The sequence below is a fragment of the Ruegeria sp. YKSF131 genome (genome assembly GCF_059612645.1).
Window position 1 is genome coordinate 145179 of the sequence record NZ_JBXWQZ010000002.1, and the last position, 23895, is coordinate 169073.

Here is a 23895-nt window from a genome sequence, read left to right on the forward strand (position 1 = left end):
CCATGCGTTTTCTTACCCTTGTTGCAGTGTTGTTGATGCCACTTGCCGCGCAGGCACAGGATCGCGCACCGATCCTGATGGACGTTGCCGAGACACATATCCTGCCCCGGTTCGAGACCCTTCCGGAAACGACCGGCGCGCTTGTCAGCGCATCATTGGTTGAGTGCGATCCGACCTCACCGGCGCTGCGCGCGGCCTACGATGCGGCTTTCGACAGCTGGATTTCAGCCAGCCACCTGCGGTTTGGTCCGACCGAGGTCGATGACCGCGTTTTCGCCCTGGCTTTCTGGCCCGACACGAAAGGGTTCACATCCAAAACTCTGTCCCAGCATATCGAGGCTCAGGATGATGCCGTGCAAAGCCCGGACGCCTATGCCGAAACGTCAATCGCAGGGCGCGGGTTCTTTGCCCTCGAACGGATGTTGTTCGATCCCACCTTCGCGGAACAGGGCAATGCCGAATATCGCTGCGCGCTGATCAGGGCGATCACGGCGGATATCGATGCCAATGCCCGCGCGATGGCGCAGGACTGGCACATCTATGCCCCTAGCCTTACCCAACCCGGAGAAAATAGCCGCTACCGGACGCAGGACGAAGCGATGCAAGAGTTGTTCAAGGCCCTGTCCACAGGTCTTGAGTTCACGGCTGACACTCGGCTGGGTCGCCCCATGGGGACATTTGACCGCCCCCGTCCGAACCGGGCAGAAGCGTGGCGGTCCGGGCGGTCTTTACGCCATGTAGAACTGTCGCTGATATCCTTGCGAGATTTAGCCGCACGGCTGTCTTTTGATCACCCCGAAATCGCGTCGGAACTGGACGCTGCGTTTGCACGTGCCATCCAGAACGCTCAATCCATTGACGATCCCTCGCTGGCCGGGGTTTCAGATCCCCAGGCCCGGTTCCGGATCGAGGCGCTTCAACAGTCGATCCACGATATCAGCACCATCGCCGTGACCGAGCTGGGTCCGACATTGGGGATCAGCGCAGGATTCAACTCGCTGGACGGAGACTAACCCATGACGTCACGCCGCCATTTTCTTGCCGGTCTTGCCGCGACCACGATTTCCCCGATCCGCGGGTGGGCCTCGGCCGGTTCGCCTGATTTTCTGGCCGCAGGGCTGTTTCCCGACGGGTCCTTTCGACTTGCCGGGTTGAGCACATTGGGCGCGATCGTGTTCTCCGTGCCTCTACCCGGACGCGGACATGCGGCCGCTGCCCACCCGCACAAAGCTCTGGCGGTCGCGTTTGCCAGGCGTCCGGGCACCTTTGCCATCGTCATCGATTGCGCAACCGGCGCGCAGATTGCGCAGCTAAAGGCCCCTGAAAGCCGACACTTCTATGGCCACGGCACATTCTCGGCAGATGGCGCGTATTTTTATGCCACCGAGAACGACTACGAAGCCGGGACAGGTATTATCAGTGTCTGGGACGCAGAAAGTTTTTCGCGTCTGGGTGAGTTTTCATCGGGCGGAATAGGCCCGCATGACATGCGCCTGATGCCCGACGGGGAAACGCTGGTGATTGCCAATGGCGGGATCGAAACGCACCCCGAAACCGGGCGCACAAAGCTGAACCTGCCGACGATGGCACCCAACCTGAGCTATCTCACCCTGTCGGGCAGGATCCAAGAGCAGGTGTCGTTACCTGACGAGCTTCACAAGAACTCGATCCGCCATCTGGCGGTGCGGAGCGACGGTCTGGTTGGCTTTGCCATGCAATGGCAGGGCAGCAAGTCCGAACACCCGCCCCTGTTGGGCCTGCATCGTCAGGGTGAAGCCCCGCGCCTGCTTGCCGCGCCGGATCACGAACAAAGCATGTTGCAGGGATACGCTGGCAGCATCGCATTTTCAGCCGACGCCGAGACGATCGCAATCACCTGTCCGCGCGGCAATGCGCTGCACCAGTTTGACACAACCAGTGGCACATTCATCGGCGCCTTCGCGCTTGAGGATGTCTGTGGGCTTGGGGCCGGTGCGAACGGGTTGGTCTTTACCACGGGAACAGGCGCCTTCGGGACATTGACGGGCGCGCGCCCAGCTGTTCGAACCCGCGCCGAATGCCAATGGGACAATCATCTGATCCCAATCCACCCGTCCGCGTAAAATTCGGAATCCCCAATCAGATAGTTTACACTTGGAAGAATCAAACTGCTGCCGTATTGGCGGGCGCGAAACTGGCACCCTACGTTAAGGACCGACTTGATTGAAACAGACGCCCGACGCACCGCATTCCATCTACGGAGTTGAGAAATGGGGCAAAGGCCTCATCGAGGTGACCGAACAGGGCGAGATCGGTCTGCGCAATCCCATGGCCCCCGAGACAGCGGCGATCAGCCTGCCCGGTATCCTCAGCGATCTGGACGACCGCGGCATCAAGGCACCGATGGTCCTACGAGTCGCGTCTTATCTGGAACACGAAATCGCCCATCTGAACGAAAGTTTCCAAGATGCGATTACGCGCGTGGGCTATAATGGCAGCTATCGCGGCGTATTCCCGATCAAGGTAAACCAACAGGCCCAGGTTGTTGACCGGATCGTCGAGTTTGGGAAGAAATATAACTATGGGCTCGAGGCAGGCTCTAAACCCGAACTGGTGATTGCGCTGGCCCATCGTCTGGCCCCTGACGCGCTGATCGTGTGCAACGGCGTCAAAGATGCCGAGTTCATCCAACTGGCGATTCTAAGCCGCAAGATTGGGTTCAACACGGTCATCGTTCTGGAAAGCCCGAAAGAGGCCGACACGGTAATAGAAGTTTACAACGAACTGGGCATCGAGCCCCTGATCGGTGTTCGGGTGAAGCTGACCAACCAGATCAGCGGCAAATGGGAAGAAAGTTCGGGCGACCGCTCGGCCTTTGGGATGAACACCGATCAGCTTATCGCCACGGTAGACAAGCTGAAAGACGCAGGCTTGCTGCATTGCCTCAAGCTGCAGCATTCACATCTGGGCAGCCAGGTTCAGGATGTCAACGATGTGCGCCGCGCTGTGGGCGAAGCCTGTCGCTATTACACCGAGCTAACTCGCGAAGGCGTTCCATTGACTCACCTGGATCTGGGTGGCGGCATGGGGGTCGATTACACCGGCGAAAAGAAAGCTGCCGAAAACTCGATCAACTACACGGTCGAAGAATACTGCGCCAATGTCGTCGAAACCGTGGCCTACGCCATGGACGAGGCAGAGGTGGGCCATCCGACACTGGTCACGGAAAGTGGGCGCGCGGTGGTGGCGACGTCCTCGATGCTGGTCTTCAACGTGCTCGAAAGCACGCTTTACGATGCGCCCAATGGCCCCGAGGTTGATCCGGATGACCACCACTTGGTCTCGGACCTCGCCGCGGTGCACGGATACCTCTCCCGCGACCGTCTGCAGGAATGCTGGAACGACGCCACCTTCTATCGTAACGAGCTGCGCGCCCTGTTTCGTCGCGGCTATGTCGACCTGCGTCAGATGGCGCGGGCCGAACGGATATACCTGTCGCTGATGGCCCGGCTCAAGGCATTGGCCGCGTCAGAGGATCTGGAAACGGACCTGAATGACCAGCTTGAAAAGGTTGCTGATATCTATCACTGCAACTTCTCGCTGTTCCAGTCGTTGCCAGATGTCTGGGCCATCGACCAGCTGCACCCGATCGTGCCGTTGCAATATCTGAACCAGATCCCCGACCGTCGCGCCGTGCTGTCCGATATCACCTGCGACAGCGACGGCAAGATCGACCGGTTCATTCTGGCCGACGGTGTTTCCCCCAGCCTGCCGGTGCATTCCCTGCCCGAAGAGGACGAATACTTCATGGGTGTCTTCTTCGTCGGCGCCTATCAGGAGACCTTGGGCGATCTGCACAATCTCTTTGGTGACACCAACGTCGTCACCATAGACCTGCGTCGGGACGGTGGCTTTGACCTGCTGCACGAACAAGAGGGCGACACGATCAGCCAGGTTCTGTCATATGTCGAATTCGACCCGCAGGATTGCGTCGCCGCCTTCCGCAAAATGGTGGATGAGGCGATTTCGACCGGCACCCTGAAAGCCAAGGACCGCAAAACCCTGATGAGCGCTTACCGCGACTCGATCAATGGTTACACCTATTACGAATAACCCCTGAGAGGAGATCACCCCCATGGGAACTTTGAGTGGCAAAACACTGGTTGTCGGCGCAGGTGGCGTATCCCACGCTGCCGTGCACAAGATGGCAATGAATTCAGATATCTTCACCGAAATCACGCTGGCCAGCCGCACGAAATCGAAATGCGACGCTATCGCCAGGTCGGTGAAAGACCGTGTGGGCGTTGATATCGCGACCGCCGAGTTGGACGCCTACAAGGTCGAAGACACTGTAAAGCTGATCAAGGAAACTGGTGCTGAAATCCTCGTAAACCTCGCCCTGCCCTATCAGGATCTGGTGCTGATGGACGCATGCCTTGAGGCGGGCATTCATTACGTTGACACCGCGAACTATGAGCCCGAGGACGAGGCCAAGTTCGAATACCACTGGCAATGGGCCTATCAGGAACGGTTTAAGGCGGCCGGTTTGACAGCCATCCTTGGTTCGGGCTTCGATCCCGGGGTCACATCGGTCTTTGCCAAATGGTTGAAAAAGCACAAGCTGGACACCATCCGCCAGATCGACGTGCTTGATGCCAATGGCGGATCGAACGATCAGGAATTTGCCACCAACTTCAACCCCGAAATCAACCTGCGCGAAGTACTGGCCGAAGTGCGCCACTGGGAAAACGGCGAATGGAAACATTCTCCCGCCATGACCCACAAGGTCGAGTTCGATTTCCCCGCCATCGGCCCCAAGAACATGTACCTGATGTATCACGAGGAACTGGAATCGCTCTCGACCCACTTCCCCGAGATCGAGCGTGCCCGTTTCTGGATGACATTCGGCGACGCCTATATCATGCATGCCAAGGTCTTGGAAAACGTAGGCATGACCCGCATCGACCCTGTGATGCATGACGGTAAGGAAATCATTCCGATCCAATTCCTGAAAACCCTTTTGCCTGATCCCGGTGATCTGGGCGCGGAAACCAAGGGCAAGGCCTGCATCGGCGATATCGCCACAGGTCAGGCCAAGGATGGCTCGGGCGAGAAGACCTATTACATCTACAATATCTGCGATCATCAGGAATGCTATGCGGAAGTCGGCAGCCAGGCCGTCAGCTACACCACCGGTGTCCCCGCCATGATCGGCGCGGCGCAGGTGCTGAAAGGCAACTGGACCGAGCCCGGCGTATGGAACATGGAACAGCTCGACCCGGACGACTTCATGGCCATGCTGAACGAACATGGCCTGCCATGGCAGGTCCATGAACTCGACGGCCCGGTCACCTTCTGATCCGCTTCAGCTTCATCTGGCCCTAAATATCCCGGGGGTCCGGGGGCAGCGCCCCCGGCCTCTCCACCAAACGGAGACGCCGGTTATGTCCGACATGATGACCACACAGGCCGGAGACGCCGGTGCCTTCCGCAATTTCAACCTCTCCCGTGTACCCAGCCCTTGCTTTGTGGTCGACGAAAAAGCGGTTGAACGGAACCTGAAAATCCTCGCTGATGTCGGAACCCGTTCCGGCGCGCATGTTCTCAGCGCGCTCAAGGCGTTTTCAATGTTCTCACTGGCCCCGTTGGTGCGCCGACACCTTGTGGGCACCTGCGCCTCGGGTATCTATGAGGCCCGGCTGGGCCGCGAGGAATATGGCGGAGAGGTCGCCACCTTCTGCGCCGGGTACAAAGACGCGGATTTCGACGAAATCCTGTCGTTGTCCGATCACGTCATATTCAACTCCCCTGCCCAAAAGGATCGGTTTCTCGCCAAAGCCCAAGCCGCCAAAGTGCACGTTGGCCTGCGCATTAATCCGGAACATTCCGAAGGCGAGGTTCCGAAATACGATCCCTGCGCCCCGTGCTCGCGCCTTGGCACACCGGTCAGCCAACTGACCGCCGACACCCTGCGCGGTGTTGACGGGCTGCACATGCATACGCTTTGTGAACAAGGGTTTGCGCCTTTGCAGCGCACCTGGGACGCTGTCGAACCGAAGCTCAAACCGTACCTTGATCAGCTCAAGTGGCTGAACTTCGGCGGTGGCCACCACATCACCCGCGACGATTATGACCGCGACGGGCTGGTGGCCTTCATCCAAACCACCCGAGAAACTTACGGTATAGATGTCTATCTCGAACCCGGCGAGGCTGTGGCGCTGGACGCAGGTGTTCTGATCGGTGAAATCCTCGACCTGCCGACCAACGGCATGAACCTCGCGATCACCGATATTTCGGCCACATGCCACATGCCCGACGTGATCGAGGCCCCCTATCGCCCTGCCCTGATGGATGAGGCCGAAACAGGCCATACCTATCGCCTTGGCGGCCCGTCCTGCCTGGCGGGTGACGTTATTGGCGACTACACCTGGGACAAGCCGCTGGAGATCGGGCAACGTTTTGCCTTCCTCGATCAGGCGCACTACTCGATGGTCAAGACGAACACTTTCAATGGCGTCCCCCTGCCCACAATCGCCCTGTGGAACAGCGAAACGGACGAGCTGAAGATCATCCGGCAGTTCGGATATGACGACTTCAAGGACAGACTCTCATGAGCATTTTTCTCGACAGCGAATTGACCACATCCGAACGCACCGAAGATGCCCGCTTTCGCGTGATCCCGGTGCCTTTGGAGCGCACGGTCTCTTACGGTTCCGGCACGGCCAAAGGCCCCGAAGCGATTATCGAGGCCAGCAATGAACTGGAACGCATCACCGGTCACGCGGAGCCCTGTGTCGAAGGGATTTTCACCGAAGAACCGCTGAATTGTGACGGCCCGTTGCCCGAGGTGATGGAACGCCTTGCGCACCGCACCGAGGCTGCAATTCGGGCCGGAAAGGTGCCGGTCACTTTGGGCGGCGAGCATTCCCTCAGCTATGGCGCAGTGATAGGTGTAGCCCGTGCACTAAACCAACCCATCGGCATCGTCCAGATCGACGCCCATGCCGACCTGCGCAACGCCTATCAGGGCGAAAAACACTCTCACGCCTCAGTGATGCACCTGCTTGCCGAAGAAGGCGTGCGGCTGGCCCAGTTCGGTGTCCGCGCTTTTTCAACTGAAGAGGCCCAAAGCCGACTGAAAAACCACGTTTTTCACGTGGATGCCGAGGAACTGGTGACAGGTAACATCCATTCGGTTGACCTGCCTGCAGACTTCCCCGAGCTGGTCTATGTCAGCTTCGACGTTGATGGGTTGGATCCATCGCTGATGCCCGCCACCGGAACACCGGTGCCCGGTGGGTTGGGCTATTATCAGGCACTGCGACTGGTCGAACACGCGCTCAAGGGGCGCAGATGCGTGGGCTTCGACGTGGTTGAGCTGGCCCCGGACGGCAATGCCGCCTGGGACTTCACCACAGCTCAGATTGTCTATCGCCTGATGGCCGCCTGTTAATCTTCGGCAGTTTCGTTCAGCTCCATATGGCCTTCGCCCTTGCTCAGGATGCGGCGCAGCATGGGTTCAAAAAACTCCAGCGGTTTCGTCGGATAGTCTGGGTCAAACGCCTTCTGATCATATTCATGGCAGAAATAGCGACAGTCTTCCCAATGGGGGCTGTCGCGATACTTGTCGCGCGCGTCGCGGTCGCCGCCAAGGTGGTGGTTGTAGTAGTAACCCTGAAACACGCAATGGTGTTTGAGTATCCAATAGGTTTTCTCGCTGACATACGGCTTCATCATCGCCGCTGACAGCTCTCCATGGTTGTAGGGTGACAGAATATCGCCGGTATCGTGGATCAGAGCGGCGACCACCAACTCCTCATCCGCGCCATCCTCATAAGCCCGGGTCGCGGCCTGAAGGCTGTGCTGATACCGGTTGACCGGATAGGGTGTCCATTCCTCGTCCAACGACCGAATAGCGTCGAGGATGCGATCCGGCAGAGCCGCATTATACGCCTCTTCATAATCCATAACGGCGTCCCAGTCGGCCTTGGTGGCATTCTCAAAACTGGTCCAGGTCGGTTTGTGGCTTTTGTCCAGCATGGCTGATCCCTTGGCGTGTTTCCTGAAGTCGACAATATTACGAGTCGCAACTTCAAAAAAATAAATTGATTTCATCACAATGATCAAAAAATACTCTCGGTATGCGAACCAAAGCTTTGGAAACCTTTCTATGTGTGGCTGAAACGGGTGGTTTTCATGCCGCTGCCCGTAAGCTGAATGTGACTCAAACGGCCGTCAGCGCGCGCATTCATCTGATCGAAGAAGAAACCGGCAGACCACTGTTTACCCGCGGCGCCGGTGGTACAGCGCTGACCGAATTTGGCAGACAATTCAAACCGTATGCAGAACAAATATTGTCCCTTTGGGCCTTCGCGTCGCGCGACTTACCGTTGCAGACGCAAAACCGCCCGGCACTTCGGTTGGGTGGTCAGCTCAGCATCTGGGACCCTTTGCTTGTGGATCTGGCTGTTCGGTTCGAACAGCGCTTTGACAAACTGCTGCTGACACTGAATTACGATCACGATCTGAACATGGTTGAAGCTGTGGCGACCCATGTGCTGGACGTGGCGGTCACGCATGAAACGCCATCAGACCGACGCGTCACCTATCACGAACTGGAACCGGAGCTTCTAACCCTCGTCAGAACCCCGCAAGCAGCAACGGCAGAAAACGATTTGGTCTTCGTCAATCTTGAACTTGGAGAGATCTACCAGGATCACGTTAGATCGGCTGTGCGACGCGCCTCAGGGCAGACCTTGTTTCTTGGCAATTGCATGATGGCGCTACGATATGTCCTGCAAAGAGGCGGATGCGGCTACTTCCCCGACTACGTCATTTCGCAACATCTGGCTTCGGGTGCGCTCGAACGGGTCGAAGACAGTGTAAGCCTGCCGTTGCCGATGTATTTGGTCGCCCGTGGCGATCGCGAAGAATTCGACGACATTCGTTGTTGTCTGGAAGAACTTCGAACCTGAAATCAAGCGGGTGTTGGGATGACCTCGGACCCGCGCGCACGTTTCCGCAAAAGCGGACGACCTGCGACAAGCAGAAAACAGCACGAGATCAACACACCCATAACGGCAGGAAGGTAAAGCAGTGCCCAAAGCTTCGGGTCATCGATCACAACCGGGGACACAAACCCGCGTACGCCTTCAAGCAGCACAAGAATGGTAAAGGCACCCAAAATCTGAGGCCACAATCCAAACCGTGAAAAGCTGCCCAGCATCAGGGTTGAATACCCCGCCAGCGACACGGCGATGCAAATGGCTATCCAGGAAAATCGCTGATGCAGTTCTTCGATCAACTTACCCTGGCTGAACCCCTCGGTTTCTGAAATCGTATCCCGGTTGAGGATCAAATCAGAGGTCGGAATGGCTTCGAGGCTGCGGTTTGCCAACGGGCTTGAGTTCGTCAGTTGCGAAATGTCGTATGATGCGTCCTGAAACAGGGTCGAGGAGAGAACTCTGCCCGCCTTGTTCAAGCGCAGCGCCACCCCGTCGACCATCACCAGATGAATTCCCGCGTCGTTATTGACCAGATAGGCCGTCACACTGGAATAGCTGACTGCGTTTTCCGGGTCGCGCCGATCGGATACGAACACCTCGTGCAACGTACCGTCCAAATCGATGCCACCGATGTAAACCGTAACATCTTCGGCGGGGTGCAGAAATTCGCCTTCATTCAACAACTGCGCTGTCACATCTCCTGCTACTTCGGCTTGCCGGTATTCCAGTTGTTGGACCGATGCAGGGCGCAGGAACACACTGATGGCAGCCATCATCAGACCGGTGATCACACCGAACAAAACAACGGCCCGCGCCAGTCGCCACGGGCTTGACCCGGTTGCCAGCATCACTGTCATCTCGCTTTCGCGACTCAATCTGTTAGTCGCATAGACGGCAGCCGCAAATACCGCCATCGGCATAACCGTACGAACAAGCGTTGGCAGGGTAAGCGCGGTGAATTCAAGAAACACCATAGCGGACTGGCCACCGCTGATGACTTTGTCAAACAGGCTGACAGAACGGGTGATCCAGAAGACACCCACCAGGACGAGGGTGAAGAAGCCGAATAAAACCAGCAATTGCCGCAGAAAATATCCATCAAAACGCGACATTTATCCTCATCCGGCTGATTGCGTCGTGGCCGGACAATAAGTCAATCGCCCACCCAAGGAAACCTCGATTACCGCCTCAGAACCGGCATCGGCGGCAACCTAGTTATTCGGACATAGGAAGGGCGCGCTCAACCACAAGCGCGCCCCGGCCACAGGAGGGAAAAACAAAACAGCGTCATGTACCGAACGTGAGCGCCAACTCGTAACAGTTGTAAGTAAAGCGGGATTCTAGTGATTGGTCTGTGATTTAGTTCACCTTTGAACCGGTCACATGAACACTCTTATGGACAAGAACCCCAGCAAAAAGTTAACGACACGTTAACGCCTTGTTTCCAGCCCATTCACTGTTCTACCCACATAATGATACCTGTCGGTTTTGGTGAATGTCCGTGACAGGACGATTGCAAATAACAGTATCAGTTGGCACAAGGGGTCCGATGGCAATGCATAAACCTTCGACATCAGAAGCCGCTGCACTGAATGCGCAATTACTGAAAAAGACCGACTCGGATTACGATGTCGCTATGTGGGCCGCGTGTGCATTGATGGCGCTCCACTCAGACAAACCAGCGGTGTTTCAAGAATATCAGAATATGTGGGCTGAAAAACTGGATGCGGTACGCCCGCACGAAAAAACAGGTGCCAACAAAAGATAACAACAGGTCACGATGGCCTCGCGTCATTGTAGCAGTGTTGTCGAAGCCAATGCTGCGACTAGTATTGATCCAAGCGCGAAATAGCTGAAGACAGGTATAGCGAACTCAAAGGCTGAAACCCGTTCATCCTTGGAAATCACAACTTAGTATTCGGACAATTTCAATGGCAGGGGCAGCAGGGTTCGAACCCGCGACCTACGGTTTTGGAGACCGTCGCTCTACCAACTGAGCTATACCCCTGTAGTGAGCCCCAGATATGCCAGCCGCGCGGCGGACTCAAGAGGCTTTTTCAGATTCCGATCCACGAAATGTCCGGACAAACAAGTTGCGCAAAATGCGTGGTGCGCTAAGACAAGGACCGGTTAGCAGAAGGAACCCGGCGTGAACCTCCGTAAGAAGATTGCAGACAGCGAAGCTGTGCTAAACTGGGTGGCGCGTCGGATTGCAAATTATATTCGGCTGGTACACCGCAACACACGTTGGCAGCGCATCGGCTATGAAGAACTGGACCAGTTGGCCGAACAGGGTGAGCCGGTCATCGTTGTTCTCTGGCATCAACGGCTGGTGCAGTCGCCTTATTTTTTCCCGCTGGACAAGGGGCGCATCTGTTCGATTACATCTTCTGCGCGGGCTGGCAGCATGGTGGGTCGCGTGCAAAAGTTGTTTGGAATGGACACCATTGCCATGGCCAGCAAGGCACGCCATGTCGCCCTGTCGCGACAGGTATTAGGCAAAATGAAACAGGGGATATCCATTGGCATAGCGGCGGACGGCCCCCGTGGGCCAGAGCGGGTTTTGTCGACGGTTCCTCTGGTTTGGGCGCGAACATCGGGTAAACGTGTTTTTGGTATTACCTTTTCGGCGAAACATGGGCGCGAAGCAGGAACATGGGATCATCTTTTGATGCCCCGGCCATGGGGTAACGAGGGGGTTTTTCTGTGCCGAGAATGGACAGAAACAGTTCCGCGGAAAGCCAGCGAAGACGAAATAGAAACGCTGCGTTTGAGTCTCGAACAACACATGAACGATATCACGGCCGAAGCAGACCGAATGGTCGGGCGCGAGCCTTGGTCGCCTGACGCTTAACCGCCCCTCAGCCTTTGCATCAAATAGACTTCACTGCCTTCGGGAATCGGTTCGGTCAGCCCGGTCGCGATCACGCGCCCGTCGACAGCGATAGATACGCCAGCGTCGATGGGTGCTTGAAGCTGCGGATACGCACGCACGAGCGCACGCAGCAACTCTCCGGTGGTTTTGGCCTCGACCTCAACCACCTGCTGGCCCCCGGTCAGTGACCGGAGGCCGGACCAGAGGTGAACCTCAACCATTGCCCTTGAGAGCGGCCAGAATGCGTGGCGGCGACATCGGCAGCCGCTTCATTCGCACGCCAGCCGCGTTGGACACAGCGTTGGCGATGGCGGCCAGTGGCGGCACGATACCCGTTTCGCCCACACCGCGAACTCCAAATGGGTGGCCCGGATTCGGAACCTCGACGATCACGGTGTCGATCATCGGCAGGTCGCTGGCCACCGGGATGCGGTAGTCGAGAAAGATCGAGTTCTGCAATCGACCGTCTTCGCCGTAGATATATTCCTCGTTCAGGGCCCAGCCGATACCTTGCGCGGCACCGCCCTGATACTGGCCTTCGACATAGGTCGGGTGGATCGCTTTGCCCGCGTCCTGAATGACCGTGTAGCGGGTCACACTGGTCTTACCGGTTTCCGGGTCAACCTCGGCATCGACGATGTGGGTGCCAAAGGACACGCCAGCACCTTCGGGGGTTGCCTCGAAATGGCCCGAGATCGGACCACCGGTTCGGCCCATATCAGCGGTGATATCGGCCAGCGGCATCGGATCGAAATCGCCTGCATTCGGGCCTGAGGGCACCGCACAGCCGTTTTCCCATTTCACCGCATCAACCGGGATGCCCCATTTGGCCGCAGCCCGTTCGCACAGTTTCTCGACCGCGTGCCTCGCAGCCTTGATAGTTGCCAGCCCTGACGCATAGGTCACGCGAGAGCCATGGCTTACGTCATTGTAGCCCAGTGTGGCCGTATCGGCGATGGTCACCCGGATATTCTCATACGGGATGCCCAGAACCTCGGCCGCCATCAGGGCCATCGATGCGCGCGAACCACCGATATCAGGCGTTCCGACCATCACCTGAGCCGAGCCATCCTCGGACAAGGCAAGCGACACGCTGGTCTCGCCACCATGGTTGAACCAGAAGCCACAGGAAATACCGCGCCCCTGCCCCGGCTTCAGCGGAGCCGAATAATGAGGATGCGCCTTGGCTGCTTCCAGCGTTTCGACAAGACCGATGCGCTCGTAGGTCGGTCCATAGCTGGCCTTCGTGCCCTCATGCGCGGCGTTCTTCAGGCGTACCTCAACGGGGTCGAGACCCAGCTTGTTGCACAACTCGTCAATCACCGACTCGACCGCAAAGGCACCCATCGGTGCACCCGGCGCGCGGTACGCTGCCTGCTTTGGGCGGTTGGCCATAACGTCATAGCCGATCTGCTTGACGTTGGTCAGGTTGTACGGCGCAAAGGCACACATGGCAGTCATGTCGCCCGGCGCGCCGGGAAAGGCTCCGCCCTGAAGGCGGAAGATGCCCTGAGCCGCCGAGATCGTGCCGTCTTTCTTCATGCCGATTTTGACGTCCATCGAGGCAGACGAAGTCGGACCAGTAGCCCGGAACACCTCGGACCGGGTCATCACAAGCTTGACCGGGCGATTGGCCTTACGGCTGAGCGCTAATGCGACGGGTTCGATGAAAACGGTTGTCTTACCGCCAAACCCTCCGCCGATCTCAGACGCAGTGACACGCAACTGCGAGGTTTCGATCCCCAGAAGCGCGGCACAGGTTTTCTGCGCAATCCAATGCCCCTGCGTCGTGCACCACAACTCACCCTTACCGTCATTACCCAATATGGCCAAACAAGCGTGCGGTTCGATATAACCCTGATGCGTCGCTTCGGTGACGAAACTGTCTTCGATGACCAGATCAGCTTCGGCAAATCCGGCCTCGACATCGCCGTGACCGCTTTCATGGTAGCGGACAACGTTCGGGTGCATTCCTTCCGGCACGGAATAATCCGCAGCTCCTTCGCGGATGACAGGCGCATCCGGTGCCATCGCCTTATCCACATCGGTGACGTGGGGCAGCACTTCGTACTCGACCTCGATCAGCTTGAGCGCGTCACGAGCCGCCAATGCCGAAGTCGCAGCAACCGCTGCAACCGCGTGCCCGTCATATAGCGCTTTCTCACCGGCCATAACGTTTTCCAGAACGTTATAGAATTCGCCTTCCAGACCGGGTTTGAACGGCACGTCAGCAAAGTCGGCACGCGTTACAACAGCTTTGACATCCTTATGCGCCTCGGCTTTCGACGCGTCGATCTTCACAATCCGCGCATGAGCATGAGGTGAGCGCAGGATCGCGCCATGCAGCATTCCCGGGGCGTAGGCATCCGCACCGAATTTGGCGCGACCTGTCACCTTGTCCAGACCGTCCGGGCGGTTGGGGCGGGTGCCGACAAAAGTGAAATCTGATTTACGATCGTCCAGAGCCATTACGACGCCTCCCGAATCTCAGCCGCCGTATCCATCACGGCGCGAATGATCTTGTCATATCCAGTACAACGGCAGAGGTTGCCTGCCAGCCAATACCGCGTTTCTTCCTCGGTCGGGTTCGGGTTTTTCTCCAGCAGAGACTTGGCCGCCACCAGAATGCCCGGCGTGCAGATGCCGCATTGCAGGGCGGCGTATTCGATCATCTTCTTTTGCAGCGGATGTAGAATATCACCGTCGGCAATGCCTTCGACGGTTTCGATCTGCTTACCCTCGGCCTCCACACCCAGCATCAGGCATGAACAGACCAGGCGGCCATCAACCGTGACCGAGCATGCGCCGCAATCGCCGGTGCCACACCCCTCTTTCGCGCCTGTCAGGTTCAGCTTGTCACGCAGACAATCCAGCAGGGTTTCACGCGGATCACATAGGTATTCGACCGCATCGCCATTCACGGTGGTGGTTACGTGGAACTTTTTCATGCGTCTTCTCCCTTCGCGCGGGCATAAGCAATTTTTGCGGCGCGCTTGGCCAGAACGCCTGCGACCTCGGTACGGAACGCGATCGTGCCGCGCTTGTCGTCAATCGGGTTACAGGCGGCGGAGGCGGCGGCGGCCAGCGCTTCCAGGGCTGCATCATCCAGCGTGCTGCCGATAATGGCCTTGGCACAGTCTTCGACCAGCAGAACGGTCGGGGCCACAGCGCCCAGTGATACACGGGCCTCGGTGATGGTGTCGCCGTCAAGACGCAGGTTCACACCAACGCCAACCACAGCGATGTCCATTTCGGTGCGGGGGATGAACCGCAGATAGGCATCGCCGCCGTTTTCCCCACGTGCCGGGATATTGACCGCCGAGATCAGCTCGCCTTTGGCCAGCGAGGTTTTGCCGGGGCCGGTCGGAATATGCTCGACCGCGACTTCGCGAGTACCGTCCGGACCGGTCACGGTGACGGTCACACCAGCTGCGACCATGGCGGGCACGGAATCAGCCGCAGGTGAGCCGTTACACAGGTTACCGGTCGGTGTTGCGCGCCCCTGCACCTGGGTTGATCCGATCAGGTCCATCGCCTCGACCACACCGGGCCAGTCACGAGCCAACGCAGGATGCTCGCTCATTTCGGCACCGGTTGCGGCAATTCCCAACGTCCAGCTTCCGTCAGCGTTGCGGGTGATGTCGTGTACACCGTTGATTTTCTTGATGTCGATCAGCGTATCAGGCGTCACCAACTCCGAGCGCAGCTGCACCAATACGTCAGTGCCGCCCGCCAGAAAGCGCGTGATGCCCGTCGCATTTGCGGCCAGAGCCGAAGCCTCGGCAAAGCTGGCGGGGCTGTGATAATCCATAATGCTACCTCGCACCTGTTGGTCAGGGATATCTGGGTTCCGGGCGACGTTAATTCACCACCCACCTGACGTCCATGGGCCGAGCGACCAAATTTCACCGTCCAAAGGTCGCTTTCTGACCATGCTTACAGATCGAGCTCGATCACACCATCCGGCGCCACAGCGCGGCTTTGGCACAGAATCATGGCCCCTTGGCGCTGCTTTTTGGACAGCACGAAATCCCGATGCTCGACCTCGCCCGAAAGGACACCACATTTGCACACACCACAGATACCATCGGCACATTTCACATCCACGTGGAAACCCGCCTCGTTCAGAACCTGCGCGGCATCCTTGTCTGCGGGCACCGGCAGCGTTCTACCTGAACGCGCGAGTTTCAGGGTAAATGGGTGATTTTCGTATTCCGGGGTTTCCGGGACAGAGAAATATTCAAGGTGTCGGGCCTCTTCGGGGAAACCCTGATGTTCGGCCGCCTGCATGACGCCATCCATGAACCGATCAGGCCCGCACGTATAGACGTGCCATCCCTGCTGATACCCCGAAAGGATCGCATCCAGATCAGCGCGCGTGCCTTCATCCGAGAAATGGTAGTGGACGCGGTTCGCCCAGGGCATCCCCGCCAGATCATCCAGATACCCCGCACCGCCCCGCGTCCTGGCCGAGTAGTGCAACTCGAAATCCATGCCCAATGCATGCAGGCGATGAGCAAATGCGATCATCGGAGTGATACCGATACCACCCCCCATCAAAATGGTTCTGGACGCCTCTTCGTCCAGTTCGAAATGGTTGATCGGTTTCGATATGAAAACCTTGCGCCCTACGTTGAAAATTCGGTGCAGCAATGCCGAGCCACCCCGCCCTTCATCCTCGCGCAGAACACCGATCTGATAGGTTCCCCGTTCTGACGGGTCGCCGGACATGGAGTATTGTCGCAGGAACTCTGGCGCGACAAGCACATCCAGATGCGCGCCTGCGGACCATTCCGGAAGCGGCGCACCGTCAAGGGAGGCAAATTCATACTTGGTGACGTCAGCGGTCATCTTGTCGACCTTAGTCACAGCGACCCTCATCACCGGCGCATCACCTGCGACCTGATAGCGATGAATGATCGACATATCCCCCGCAGCTTTGCGCGCCTTGTACTCTTTGGCTGTCACCAAAGCCTCATAGGCGGCAATTCCTGCCTCGCGATCCATTGCAAACGGATAGGGCCAAGGGTGCGGGGCCAAATAGGCCGGGTAGACCGCCAATGTCTGATCCTCGTATCTAAGGTCCAGATCCTTTTGCAGATCGCGCCGGTTCAAAGGGTGTGTTGTTGGCCGATACGCCCCGTCGGGCTGCAACTCGATATCCCACCACCATTTCTTGGTGTCGTTCAGACCGCCATTGCCAACCGCATCATCCAGCTTGGCCAATGCAGGCGCCGCAGAGGGGATGTTCATCGCGGCCCAGCGGAACGGGCGTTCCTTGAAGATACCCTCAAGGTTCCAGGGGCAGGTCTTCATGCACCGCCCGCACATCGCGCCGCCCGGAGTGGTCACGCGGTAGGTCGCGCATTTCTGGCTGTCGGATTTCCAGATTTCATAGCCGTTGAACATCAGCTTTGGCCCAGCCGTGATCGCGCCCGATGGGCATTCGCGCGCGCATTTGTTGCAAGACTCACAAAAGCTTTGCAGACCGAAATCAATGGGCCTGTCATGCGCGATCGGCATATCGGTGGTCACCACGCCTGATTTCAGGCGGGGCCCCAGATAGGGGTTCAGGATCACTTCGCCGATCCGGCTGACTTCGCCCAGACCGGACAGCAACAAAAGCGGAGGTTGCAGAACTTCGCCATCCATCACCGTGTGCGCCTTGGCCTTGTAGCCCAGATTGCGGATCTGCTGAGCAATCACGCCACCCAGCAAGGAGAATCTCAGATAGGCGCGCATCGATTGAGCGACGCTGATCCAGTCGTCGCCGCTGGCACCCTCCATAGTCTCATATCCCTGATCGATGATCATGCTGACGGCCTGATCATGGGGCGGTACGATTTCTTCGCCGGTCGCGTCATGGGAATACCAGGCCCATTCCGGGCAGCGGCTGAGACCCACCGCATCGACCCCCAGAAAATAAGTCGCAGCCTTGATGTTTGCTGCGTTGCGTTGCGCGTCAGATTGCTTGGACGCGTCAGCGCTTTCACCGTCCTGCAACAGCACAAACGCACCCAAAGCGCGGCGTTGGGCAAAACTCGGTGCTGCCTTGCGTACGTAGTACCCACCTTTGGCCGCGTCCTGTAGCGACTTGCCCATATCTCCGAACTGCGCCCGGGCAAACATATCCGCACGCTTGGGCACGCGAGCGACATTCTCTTCGTCAATAAAGGTCGTAGGTGTCTCGACCCGTTTGAGTTTCTCAAACGGATGTGCCCCGTCCACATAGCGCCGCTTGGCATAGGGGTCACGGTTGAGGGCGTTCTTGGCAAAGCCCGTTCCCAACCACCATGCCGGCCCCTGCGTCCGGAACCAGGGCTGATCGGCCATAGGCTTGAGCGGTTTGTCATGGGCGATCGGCATCTCAGTCGTCACAGCGGCCAAACCAAAGCGCTTGCCCAGCCAGGGCACGACGACCTCGCCATTCTCGACCGAAGCCAGCCCAGCGGCAACCGCCAGCTTGCCCAAATCAACGTCGGTCGACATCATGCTGTGCGCCCGCGCGTCAAAGCCCAAAAGGCGGATGTAATTGGCGATGACCACCGCGTTCTCGGTCGCCAGCAGACAGGCACGATGATCCTGGGCGTCGACAATCCAATCAGCACCGGGTTCGGACAGGTCGGGGTCGCGGTTGTGTTCGTAAAGAAAGACAATGCTGTGCCAATGGCTGTCGATTGGCTTGGGCGCGGCCTCGATACTGTCTTTCAGATCAGCCATGATGACGTCGATCCCGGATGCCAGCGTTTTGGTCTGACGGGTGCGCAACGCGTGGGCAAGCCGGTCAATATCGGGATTGCGGCGGGCCTCGGACAACCGCGCATCAGATGGCAGCGGTCCGCACCCCATCATCGACGCATCGTTGAAATAGCCGAATGCTTTGATGTGGTTGGCCCGTTCCTGCGGGTTCGATGGAATCTCGGATGCAACCGGGTTCACCATTCCGTCGCGGATGGCGTCCATCATCGCCTGAAACTCACCCATCGCATTGACGATGCTGTCAGGGTGTTCCGGTCGGCGGAAACTCAGCTCGGCCAAAGGGGGCACAAGCGACAGATCCGGCATGTCATTTTGCCGGGCCAAACGCTCCAGCGGGTAGCCGCCCATATGAACAGGCCGGTTTCTGTCCGAGAATAAACGGATCCCCATCGAATATCTCCTGTTGATGCCCGTCCCGTACCCCGCCATGGACAGCAAAACCATTCATGATTAATCATAAATGGTATGAGCAAATTCGATTTCATTGACCTCGACGGCAAGGTTCTACGCACTTTTTTGACGATACTCGAGGAAAACTCGGTCTCGAAAGCCGCAGATCGGCTGGGGGTTACGCAATCTGCGATCAGTCATACTCTGGCCAAACTGCGGCAGGTCCTGGGCGACCCGCTGTTTGTTCGCTCAGGTCAGGGTCTGACACCAACCGAACGGGCCCTGTCCCTGAAAGAGCCTGCGCAAAAGGTACTGGACGGGATGCGCGCGCTGACCGACGGCCGACCGTTCGATCCGCTGTCGGAACAGATCAACATCCGCATCGCCACCAATGACATGCCACGAGAGCTGATCTTTCCACGGTTGCTGCGTGACACACGCGCCGAAGACGCGCGCCTGCGGTTGGAATTCATCCCATCGGGTGTGCCCGACCCCGAATTGTTGCGCAGCGACCGGTGCCAGTTGATGCTAACCCCGCTGCCGCCCGACGGACCGGATATTTTCCAGAAAAGACTGATCGAAAGCCCGCTGATGGTGTTCTACGACGCCACGCAACGCCGACCACCGGGCAGCTGGCAGGACTATTGCCACAGCGACCATGTCGAGGTGCGATTTGCCGATGGCCGAAACGCCCGTGCCGTGATGCGCGGCGTTGATCAAAGCCAGATCAATCCTGCGGTTGTAACCCTGCCGCATTTCAACGCGATCCCGGCCTTTGTGCAGGGCAGCGACCTGATCTCGACAGATACGGCACTGATGAAACAGGGCCCACTTGCCGCGCTGGATTGCGCACCGTTACCTTTCGCCTGCCCGCCTGTGTCCATCTATATGGTCTGGCATCAAAGATCCACCAATGACCCCGCCCATCGCTGGTTACGCGGCCGGATAGAAGCCATCGCAGCGTCCCTTCAGACCTGAGACAGCCGTCAGCTGCGCATGACCCGGGCCAGGTTCGGCTGCGGGACACGGTCACGAGTACTCAACAAAACTGATTGGTCAAACCGCAAATCATTCGCCATCCTGAAACCAAATCAAAACGGAGATCTCAGATGGAGAAAGTAGCACTCATCACAGCAGGCGGCAGCGGCATGGGCGCGGATTCCGCGAGGCGGCTGGCCGCAGACGGTTTCAAGGTCGGGATTCTGTCATCCTCGGGCAAGGGCGAAGCGCTGGCGCATGAGTTGGGAGGCGTCGGTGTAACCGGCTCGAACCAGTCCACGGTGGATCTGCAAAAGCTTGTTGATGCGGCCATGGCCCATTGGGGGCGCATTGACGTCTTGGTCAATTCCGCCGGCCACGGCCCCCGTGCTCCGATCCTTGAGTTGACAGACGAGGATTGGCACACCGGTATGGACGTCTACTTTATGAATGCGGTCCGCACCACGCGGCTTGTGACACCGATCATGCAGGCGCAGGGCGGTGGATCGATCATCAATATCTCGACCTTCGCTGCATTCGAACCTGACCCGGTTTTCCCGACCTCAGGTGTGTTTCGCGCCGGGCTGGCCGCGTTCACCAAACTGTTCTCGGACAAATACGCTGCCGAAAACATCCGCATGAACAACATCCTGCCCGGTTTCATTGACAGCCTGCCCGAAAAAGAAGAATTCCGCGCTCGCATTCCCATGGGGCGCTATGGGCGCAGTTATGACGAGGTCGCCTCGGTCGTGGCCCTGCTGGCATCCGAAGGCGGTGGCTACATCACCGGGCAGAATATCCGGGTTGATGGTGGCATCACCCGCTCGGTCTGAATTCAGATCCGCGCCTTTATCAGATGCGTCAGCGCCGCGCCGGATTCAAAAAAGGCGCGGCGCACGCGCGTCCAGCTTTCGCGATGCTCATGCACCGCAGGAACGGGCAAAAGCGAAAGCTCACCTGCAAGAAGACTTTCGGCCATCATTCGCCCGAACACCGTGCCAGGGCCGATACCACGGCCGGAATATCCGTGCGCGGCCAGAGCGTTGGGGCCAATCTGCGTGATTTTCGGGATATGGTCCGAGGTCATGGCAATCCGCCCGTGCCAACCCTGTTCAAACGGCTGATCGGCAAGCTGAGGATAAAGCTCAGCCAGTTTGCGTCGGACCCATCCGGTATGCGCGCTGCGTCCTGCATTCCCCAGATCACCCATGCCGCCAATGATCATCCGCCCCGCCTGATCCAGCCGGAAGGACGTCATGATCAGCCCGGTATCCCAGCATCCTTCTGCCTGCGGCAGAATGCTGGCGCGCAGATTATGCGACAGCGGGGCTGTAGCGTATTGAAAGTAATAAACGGGAACATAGGCAGGCGCAGTATCTGGCAAGCCAAGGTGATAGGCGTTGGTTGCCTGAATGACGGACTTGGCCCTTACAGTCCCGCTCGGTGTGGTCAACACCCATTGCCCACCTTCGTGCCGAAGGGTCTGCACCGCGCTTTGTTCATGGATCTGCACCCCGGCCTGAGACGCGGCACGCGCCAATCCCATGACATAAGCCAAGGGTTGTATTGTTCCTGCGCGAGGGTCGAACAACGCCCCATGAAAAGCATCGCTGCCGGTCCGGTCACGGGCCTGATCCGCCGACAGCAGCGCTACCGGCGCGCCAGACCCGCTTAGCTGCGCATGTCGCGTTTGCAGGTCCTTCAGGCCCGAGGCGGAATGCGCGCAATGCAGGGTTCCGTTGCGAATGGGCTCACATGTGATGCCGTGTTCTTCGATCAGGGAAAAAACGTCTGACGGTGCTTTGCCCAGCAGATCGATCAGGCGATCACCAGCCTCTGCACCGATATGCGCGCGGATCTCATCCGGTGGCAGCCACAGCCCGGCATTGACCAGACCGACATTGCGCCCTGACCCGCCAAACCCGATCTTCTGCGCTTCAAGCAAACAGACCGAAGCGCCGGTACGGGCTGCCGTCAAGGCAGCTGAACACCCGGTATATCCGCCACCTATAATGGCCAGATCGACAGTTTTGTCACTGCTCAGCGGCAGAGCAGTGACTGCTTCGGTACATGTAGTCCGCCACAAGGCTTGTTCGGGATCGTTCACGTCAGACCTCTGAGTCTTTTCGGCGGATCATCATACCGCTGCACGTCCTTTGCAAGTGGGCAACTGTGGTCGGGTCAACAACGAAAAAACCCCGCAAGCACGGGCCTGCGAGGTCCAACAGAAGCGAGCATTCCGTCAGGAATGATGACATCAGGCAAGAGGCCGCCCGGATACCTTCAAACGTCAAGCGACCGTGCGATCACCTCTTTCATGACCTCGTTGGTGCCGCCGTAAATCATCTGCACGCGGGCGTCTGCGTAGAGACGGGCAATTGGGTACTCCATCATAAAACCGTATCCGCCGAACAGTTGCAGGCACTCGTGCATGATTTCGTTCTGCACCTCCGAGCCCCAGTATTTGGCCATCGAGGCGGTGGCCGCGTCCAGTTCGCCTGCCTCCAGTTTGCCGATACAGTCATTGACGAAACTGCGCAGAACCTCGGCCTTGGTCTTGCATTCTGCAAGTTTGAAACGCGTGTTCTGGAAATCCATCACCCGCTGACCGAACGCTTTGCGCTCCTGCACGTACTTTACCGTTTCGGCAATGGCAAAATCGATCGAACCCAGCGCCATGATCGCGATATTCAGCCGTTCCCATGGCAGTTGCTTCATCAGCTGATAAAACCCCTGACCTTCCTCAGCCCCCAGCAGGTTCGTCATCGGTACTTTGACATCTTCAAAAAACAGCTCGGCCGTGTCGTTGCCCTTCATCCCCAGTTTTTTGAGGTTGCGCCCCCTGCGAAACCCCTCGGCCCCTTCGGTTTCGACCACGATCAATGACACACCCCGCGCGCCCTCGGACTTGTCAGTCTTGGCGGCCACGATGATCAGATCCGCCGTCTGGCCATTCGTGATGAAGATTTTCGAGCCATTCAGCCGGTAGGAGTTTCCGTCTTTCTCGGCCGTTGTGCGCACAGCCTGAACATCCGAGCCGGTGCTGGGTTCTGTCATGGCAAGTGCACCGACCATTTCGCCCGAAGCCAGTTTGGGCAGCCATTTCCGTTTTTGATCTTCGCTGCCATAAGCGGTAAGATAATGGGTCACGATCGACTGAATACCATAGCCCCAGCCGGCGTCGCCCCGTGCGCCCTGTTCGTACGCGGTGATGGCGTCAAAGCCCATACCACCGCCGACGCCGCCATATTCTTCGGGGATTGCACCAGCCATCAGGCCGGTTTCACCCGCTTTGCGCCAGAAGTCGCGATCAACGGCCCCGTTTTCAACCCAGGTTTCGATATTCGGCGACAGTTCGTCATCCATGAACCGGCCAGCCATATCCGCGAACATGCGGTGTTCGTCGGTGACCCATGCCGCGGTCGAAGTGAAAAGTGACATCAAAGGCTCTCCAAACAGTCTTTCGCAAAAGCCTAACGGTCGGCCCGATTCCCGCCAATCCACGTGACGTGGCGTTCCGACTTCGAACAACGCAACGTTTCTTTGCTAAGTAACTAACGCGTCCCGCCTTTAACCTGAGACATATCCAGCAGCCTTGAAGTAGTTCCGACATTCTTGCGCCGAGTAGAGGTCGCATACATGGCCGATGGCATTGAACATATCGGTGAATGTTCTCGCGCCGATCCGTCTGAGTTGGGCCTTGAGCTTAGAGAAGGCCATTTCGATGGGGTTGAGGTCGGGGCTGTAGGGCGGCAGGAAGAGGAACCAACACCCTGCCTCCCTTATCGCCCTGGCGGCGTCGGCGTTCTTGTGCGTTGCCAGGTTGTCGAGAATGACCACGGTGCCTGGGGCCAATTCCGGGACCAGCACTTTTTCGACATAGGCCGCGAAGGCGGGACCATCCATCGC

General features: G+C 58.1%; 21 protein-coding genes and 1 tRNA gene. 11 read left to right on the forward strand and 11 right to left on the reverse strand.

Features of this window, described 5'->3' with window-relative positions; translation table 11 throughout:
* Positions 1 to 2: 2 nt before the first annotated feature.
* From AC2FLZ_RS01635 to speB, 6 genes are all read left to right on the forward strand, one after another.
* A complete protein-coding gene (locus AC2FLZ_RS01635; RefSeq protein ID WP_496715825.1) occupies positions 3 to 1013 on the forward strand; it encodes an imelysin family protein in 1011 nt (336 codons plus the stop codon).
* A 3-nt stretch (positions 1014 to 1016) separates the two neighbouring features.
* Positions 1017 to 2102, forward strand: coding sequence for a DUF1513 domain-containing protein (locus tag AC2FLZ_RS01640; RefSeq protein WP_480519029.1), 1086 nt, complete (start codon positions 1017 to 1019; stop codon positions 2100 to 2102).
* A 100-nt stretch (positions 2103 to 2202) separates the two neighbouring features.
* On the forward strand, positions 2203 to 4092 hold the full coding sequence (gene speA, locus AC2FLZ_RS01645) for a biosynthetic arginine decarboxylase (protein WP_480625333.1): 1890 nt from the start codon (positions 2203 to 2205) through the stop codon (positions 4090 to 4092).
* Positions 4093 to 4114: 22 nt separating this feature from the next.
* Positions 4115 to 5338 carry a saccharopine dehydrogenase family protein gene (locus tag AC2FLZ_RS01650; protein WP_480519033.1) on the forward strand — a complete coding sequence of 408 codons (1224 nt, stop codon included), beginning with the start codon at positions 4115 to 4117 and terminating at the stop codon, positions 5336 to 5338.
* A gap of 85 nt (positions 5339 to 5423) precedes the next feature.
* Positions 5424 to 6593, forward strand: coding sequence for a carboxynorspermidine decarboxylase (nspC, locus tag AC2FLZ_RS01655; RefSeq protein ID WP_496715232.1), 1170 nt, complete (start codon positions 5424 to 5426; stop codon positions 6591 to 6593).
* Positions 6590 to 7432, forward strand: coding sequence for an agmatinase (gene speB / locus AC2FLZ_RS01660; RefSeq protein WP_480519037.1), 843 nt, complete (start codon positions 6590 to 6592; stop codon positions 7430 to 7432). The genes nspC and speB overlap by 4 nt, the downstream gene beginning before the upstream one ends.
* On the opposite strand, the gene AC2FLZ_RS01665 is transcribed toward speB, so the two are convergent.
* Positions 7429 to 8019, reverse strand: a complete 591-nt coding sequence (locus AC2FLZ_RS01665; RefSeq protein ID WP_496715233.1) for an HD domain-containing protein — start codon at positions 8017 to 8019, stop codon at positions 7429 to 7431. The genes speB and AC2FLZ_RS01665 overlap by 4 nt on opposite strands.
* Positions 8020 to 8120: 101 nt before the next feature.
* Here AC2FLZ_RS01665 and AC2FLZ_RS01670 point away from each other — a divergent pair, with 101 nt between their 5' ends.
* On the forward strand, positions 8121 to 8954 hold the full coding sequence (locus AC2FLZ_RS01670) for a LysR family transcriptional regulator (protein ID WP_496881643.1): 834 nt from the start codon (positions 8121 to 8123) through the stop codon (positions 8952 to 8954).
* Between the two features lie 2 nt (positions 8955 to 8956).
* On the opposite strand, the gene lptF is transcribed toward AC2FLZ_RS01670, so the two are convergent.
* Positions 8957 to 10096 (reverse strand): LPS export ABC transporter permease LptF, encoded by a 1140-nt coding sequence (gene lptF, locus AC2FLZ_RS01675; protein ID WP_496715237.1) that lies wholly within the window; start codon positions 10094 to 10096, stop codon positions 8957 to 8959.
* A 437-nt stretch (positions 10097 to 10533) separates the two neighbouring features.
* On the opposite strand from lptF, the gene AC2FLZ_RS01680 reads away from it, so the two are divergent.
* Positions 10534 to 10752, forward strand: coding sequence for a hypothetical protein (locus tag AC2FLZ_RS01680; protein ID WP_480487675.1), 219 nt, complete (start codon positions 10534 to 10536; stop codon positions 10750 to 10752).
* A 164-nt stretch (positions 10753 to 10916) separates the two neighbouring features.
* Here AC2FLZ_RS01680 and AC2FLZ_RS01685 read toward each other — a convergent pair.
* Positions 10917 to 10992: transfer RNA gene (locus AC2FLZ_RS01685), tRNA-Trp, on the reverse strand.
* A gap of 141 nt (positions 10993 to 11133) precedes the next feature.
* Here AC2FLZ_RS01685 and AC2FLZ_RS01690 point away from each other — a divergent pair.
* Positions 11134 to 11838: a lysophospholipid acyltransferase family protein gene (locus AC2FLZ_RS01690; protein WP_480506017.1), complete on the forward strand. Its 705-nt coding sequence runs from the start codon at positions 11134 to 11136 to the stop codon at positions 11836 to 11838.
* Here AC2FLZ_RS01690 and AC2FLZ_RS01695 read toward each other — a convergent pair.
* The 5 genes from AC2FLZ_RS01695 to AC2FLZ_RS01715 all read right to left on the reverse strand — a co-directional run bounded on the left by AC2FLZ_RS01695 (position 11835) and on the right by AC2FLZ_RS01715 (position 19008).
* Positions 11835 to 12080: a MoaD/ThiS family protein gene (locus tag AC2FLZ_RS01695; RefSeq protein ID WP_480519045.1), complete on the reverse strand. Its 246-nt coding sequence runs from the start codon at positions 12078 to 12080 to the stop codon at positions 11835 to 11837. The two genes, AC2FLZ_RS01690 and AC2FLZ_RS01695, sit on opposite strands and share 4 nt — an antisense overlap.
* Positions 12073 to 14328 (reverse strand): xanthine dehydrogenase family protein molybdopterin-binding subunit, encoded by a 2256-nt coding sequence (locus tag AC2FLZ_RS01700; protein WP_480519047.1) that lies wholly within the window; start codon positions 14326 to 14328, stop codon positions 12073 to 12075. Before AC2FLZ_RS01700 ends, AC2FLZ_RS01695 begins: the two co-directional genes overlap by 8 nt.
* Positions 14328 to 14807 carry a (2Fe-2S)-binding protein gene (locus AC2FLZ_RS01705; RefSeq protein WP_496881644.1) on the reverse strand — a complete coding sequence of 160 codons (480 nt, stop codon included), beginning with the start codon at positions 14805 to 14807 and terminating at the stop codon, positions 14328 to 14330. The genes AC2FLZ_RS01700 and AC2FLZ_RS01705 overlap by 1 nt, the downstream gene beginning before the upstream one ends.
* Positions 14804 to 15670: an FAD binding domain-containing protein gene (locus AC2FLZ_RS01710; protein ID WP_496881645.1), complete on the reverse strand. Its 867-nt coding sequence runs from the start codon at positions 15668 to 15670 to the stop codon at positions 14804 to 14806. Before AC2FLZ_RS01710 ends, AC2FLZ_RS01705 begins: the two co-directional genes overlap by 4 nt.
* Positions 15671 to 15795: 125 nt before the next feature.
* Positions 15796 to 19008, reverse strand: a complete 3213-nt coding sequence (locus AC2FLZ_RS01715; protein WP_496809321.1) for a reductive dehalogenase — start codon at positions 19006 to 19008, stop codon at positions 15796 to 15798.
* Between the two features lie 75 nt (positions 19009 to 19083).
* Here AC2FLZ_RS01715 and AC2FLZ_RS01720 point away from each other — a divergent pair, with 75 nt between their 5' ends.
* The gene (locus AC2FLZ_RS01720) at positions 19084 to 19986 is read left to right on the forward strand and encodes a LysR family transcriptional regulator (protein ID WP_496881646.1); all 903 of its coding nucleotides are present in this window, start codon (positions 19084 to 19086) and stop codon (positions 19984 to 19986) included.
* A 131-nt stretch (positions 19987 to 20117) separates the two neighbouring features.
* On the forward strand, positions 20118 to 20819 hold the full coding sequence (locus AC2FLZ_RS01725) for an SDR family oxidoreductase (protein ID WP_480475618.1): 702 nt from the start codon (positions 20118 to 20120) through the stop codon (positions 20817 to 20819).
* 2 nt (positions 20820 to 20821) lie between these two features.
* Here AC2FLZ_RS01725 and AC2FLZ_RS01730 read toward each other — a convergent pair whose 3' ends face one another.
* The 3 genes from AC2FLZ_RS01730 to AC2FLZ_RS01740 form a co-directional block, all read right to left on the reverse strand.
* The gene (locus tag AC2FLZ_RS01730) at positions 20822 to 22093 is read right to left on the reverse strand and encodes an NAD(P)/FAD-dependent oxidoreductase (protein ID WP_480519053.1); all 1272 of its coding nucleotides are present in this window, start codon (positions 22091 to 22093) and stop codon (positions 20822 to 20824) included.
* Between the two features lie 176 nt (positions 22094 to 22269).
* Positions 22270 to 23427: an acyl-CoA dehydrogenase family protein gene (locus AC2FLZ_RS01735; protein ID WP_480482138.1), complete on the reverse strand. Its 1158-nt coding sequence runs from the start codon at positions 23425 to 23427 to the stop codon at positions 22270 to 22272.
* Between the two features lie 129 nt (positions 23428 to 23556).
* On the reverse strand, positions 23557 to 23895 hold a 339-nt coding region (locus AC2FLZ_RS01740), incomplete at its 5' end, for a transposase (RefSeq protein WP_496881647.1).

What these genes read in the sequence shown, in the direction of transcription:
- speB (WP_480519037.1), top strand. Translation starts at nt 6,590, where the DNA reads ATGAGCATTTTTCTCGACAGCGAATTGACCACATCCGAACGCACCGAA.
- AC2FLZ_RS01700 (WP_480519047.1), bottom strand. Translation starts at nt 14,328, where the DNA reads ATGGCTCTGGACGATCGTAAATCAGATTTCACTTTTGTCGGCACCCGC.
- AC2FLZ_RS01735 (WP_480482138.1), bottom strand. Translation starts at nt 23,427, where the DNA reads ATGTCACTTTTCACTTCGACCGCGGCATGGGTCACCGACGAACACCGC.
- AC2FLZ_RS01650 (WP_480519033.1), top strand. Translation starts at nt 4,115, where the DNA reads ATGGGAACTTTGAGTGGCAAAACACTGGTTGTCGGCGCAGGTGGCGTA.
- AC2FLZ_RS01635 (WP_496715825.1), top strand. Translation starts at nt 3, where the DNA reads ATGCGTTTTCTTACCCTTGTTGCAGTGTTGTTGATGCCACTTGCCGCG.
- AC2FLZ_RS01680 (WP_480487675.1), top strand. Translation starts at nt 10,534, where the DNA reads ATGGCAATGCATAAACCTTCGACATCAGAAGCCGCTGCACTGAATGCG.
- AC2FLZ_RS01705 (WP_496881644.1), bottom strand. Translation starts at nt 14,807, where the DNA reads ATGAAAAAGTTCCACGTAACCACCACCGTGAATGGCGATGCGGTCGAA.
- AC2FLZ_RS01695 (WP_480519045.1), bottom strand. Translation starts at nt 12,080, where the DNA reads ATGGTTGAGGTTCACCTCTGGTCCGGCCTCCGGTCACTGACCGGGGGC.
- AC2FLZ_RS01715 (WP_496809321.1), bottom strand. Translation starts at nt 19,008, where the DNA reads ATGGGGATCCGTTTATTCTCGGACAGAAACCGGCCTGTTCATATGGGC.
- AC2FLZ_RS01725 (WP_480475618.1), top strand. Translation starts at nt 20,118, where the DNA reads ATGGAGAAAGTAGCACTCATCACAGCAGGCGGCAGCGGCATGGGCGCG.
- AC2FLZ_RS01665 (WP_496715233.1), bottom strand. Translation starts at nt 8,019, where the DNA reads ATGCTGGACAAAAGCCACAAACCGACCTGGACCAGTTTTGAGAATGCC.
- AC2FLZ_RS01720 (WP_496881646.1), top strand. Translation starts at nt 19,084, where the DNA reads ATGAGCAAATTCGATTTCATTGACCTCGACGGCAAGGTTCTACGCACT.
- lptF (WP_496715237.1), bottom strand. Translation starts at nt 10,096, where the DNA reads ATGTCGCGTTTTGATGGATATTTTCTGCGGCAATTGCTGGTTTTATTC.
- AC2FLZ_RS01710 (WP_496881645.1), bottom strand. Translation starts at nt 15,670, where the DNA reads ATGGATTATCACAGCCCCGCCAGCTTTGCCGAGGCTTCGGCTCTGGCC.
- AC2FLZ_RS01670 (WP_496881643.1), top strand. Translation starts at nt 8,121, where the DNA reads ATGCGAACCAAAGCTTTGGAAACCTTTCTATGTGTGGCTGAAACGGGT.
- AC2FLZ_RS01640 (WP_480519029.1), top strand. Translation starts at nt 1,017, where the DNA reads ATGACGTCACGCCGCCATTTTCTTGCCGGTCTTGCCGCGACCACGATT.
- nspC (WP_496715232.1), top strand. Translation starts at nt 5,424, where the DNA reads ATGTCCGACATGATGACCACACAGGCCGGAGACGCCGGTGCCTTCCGC.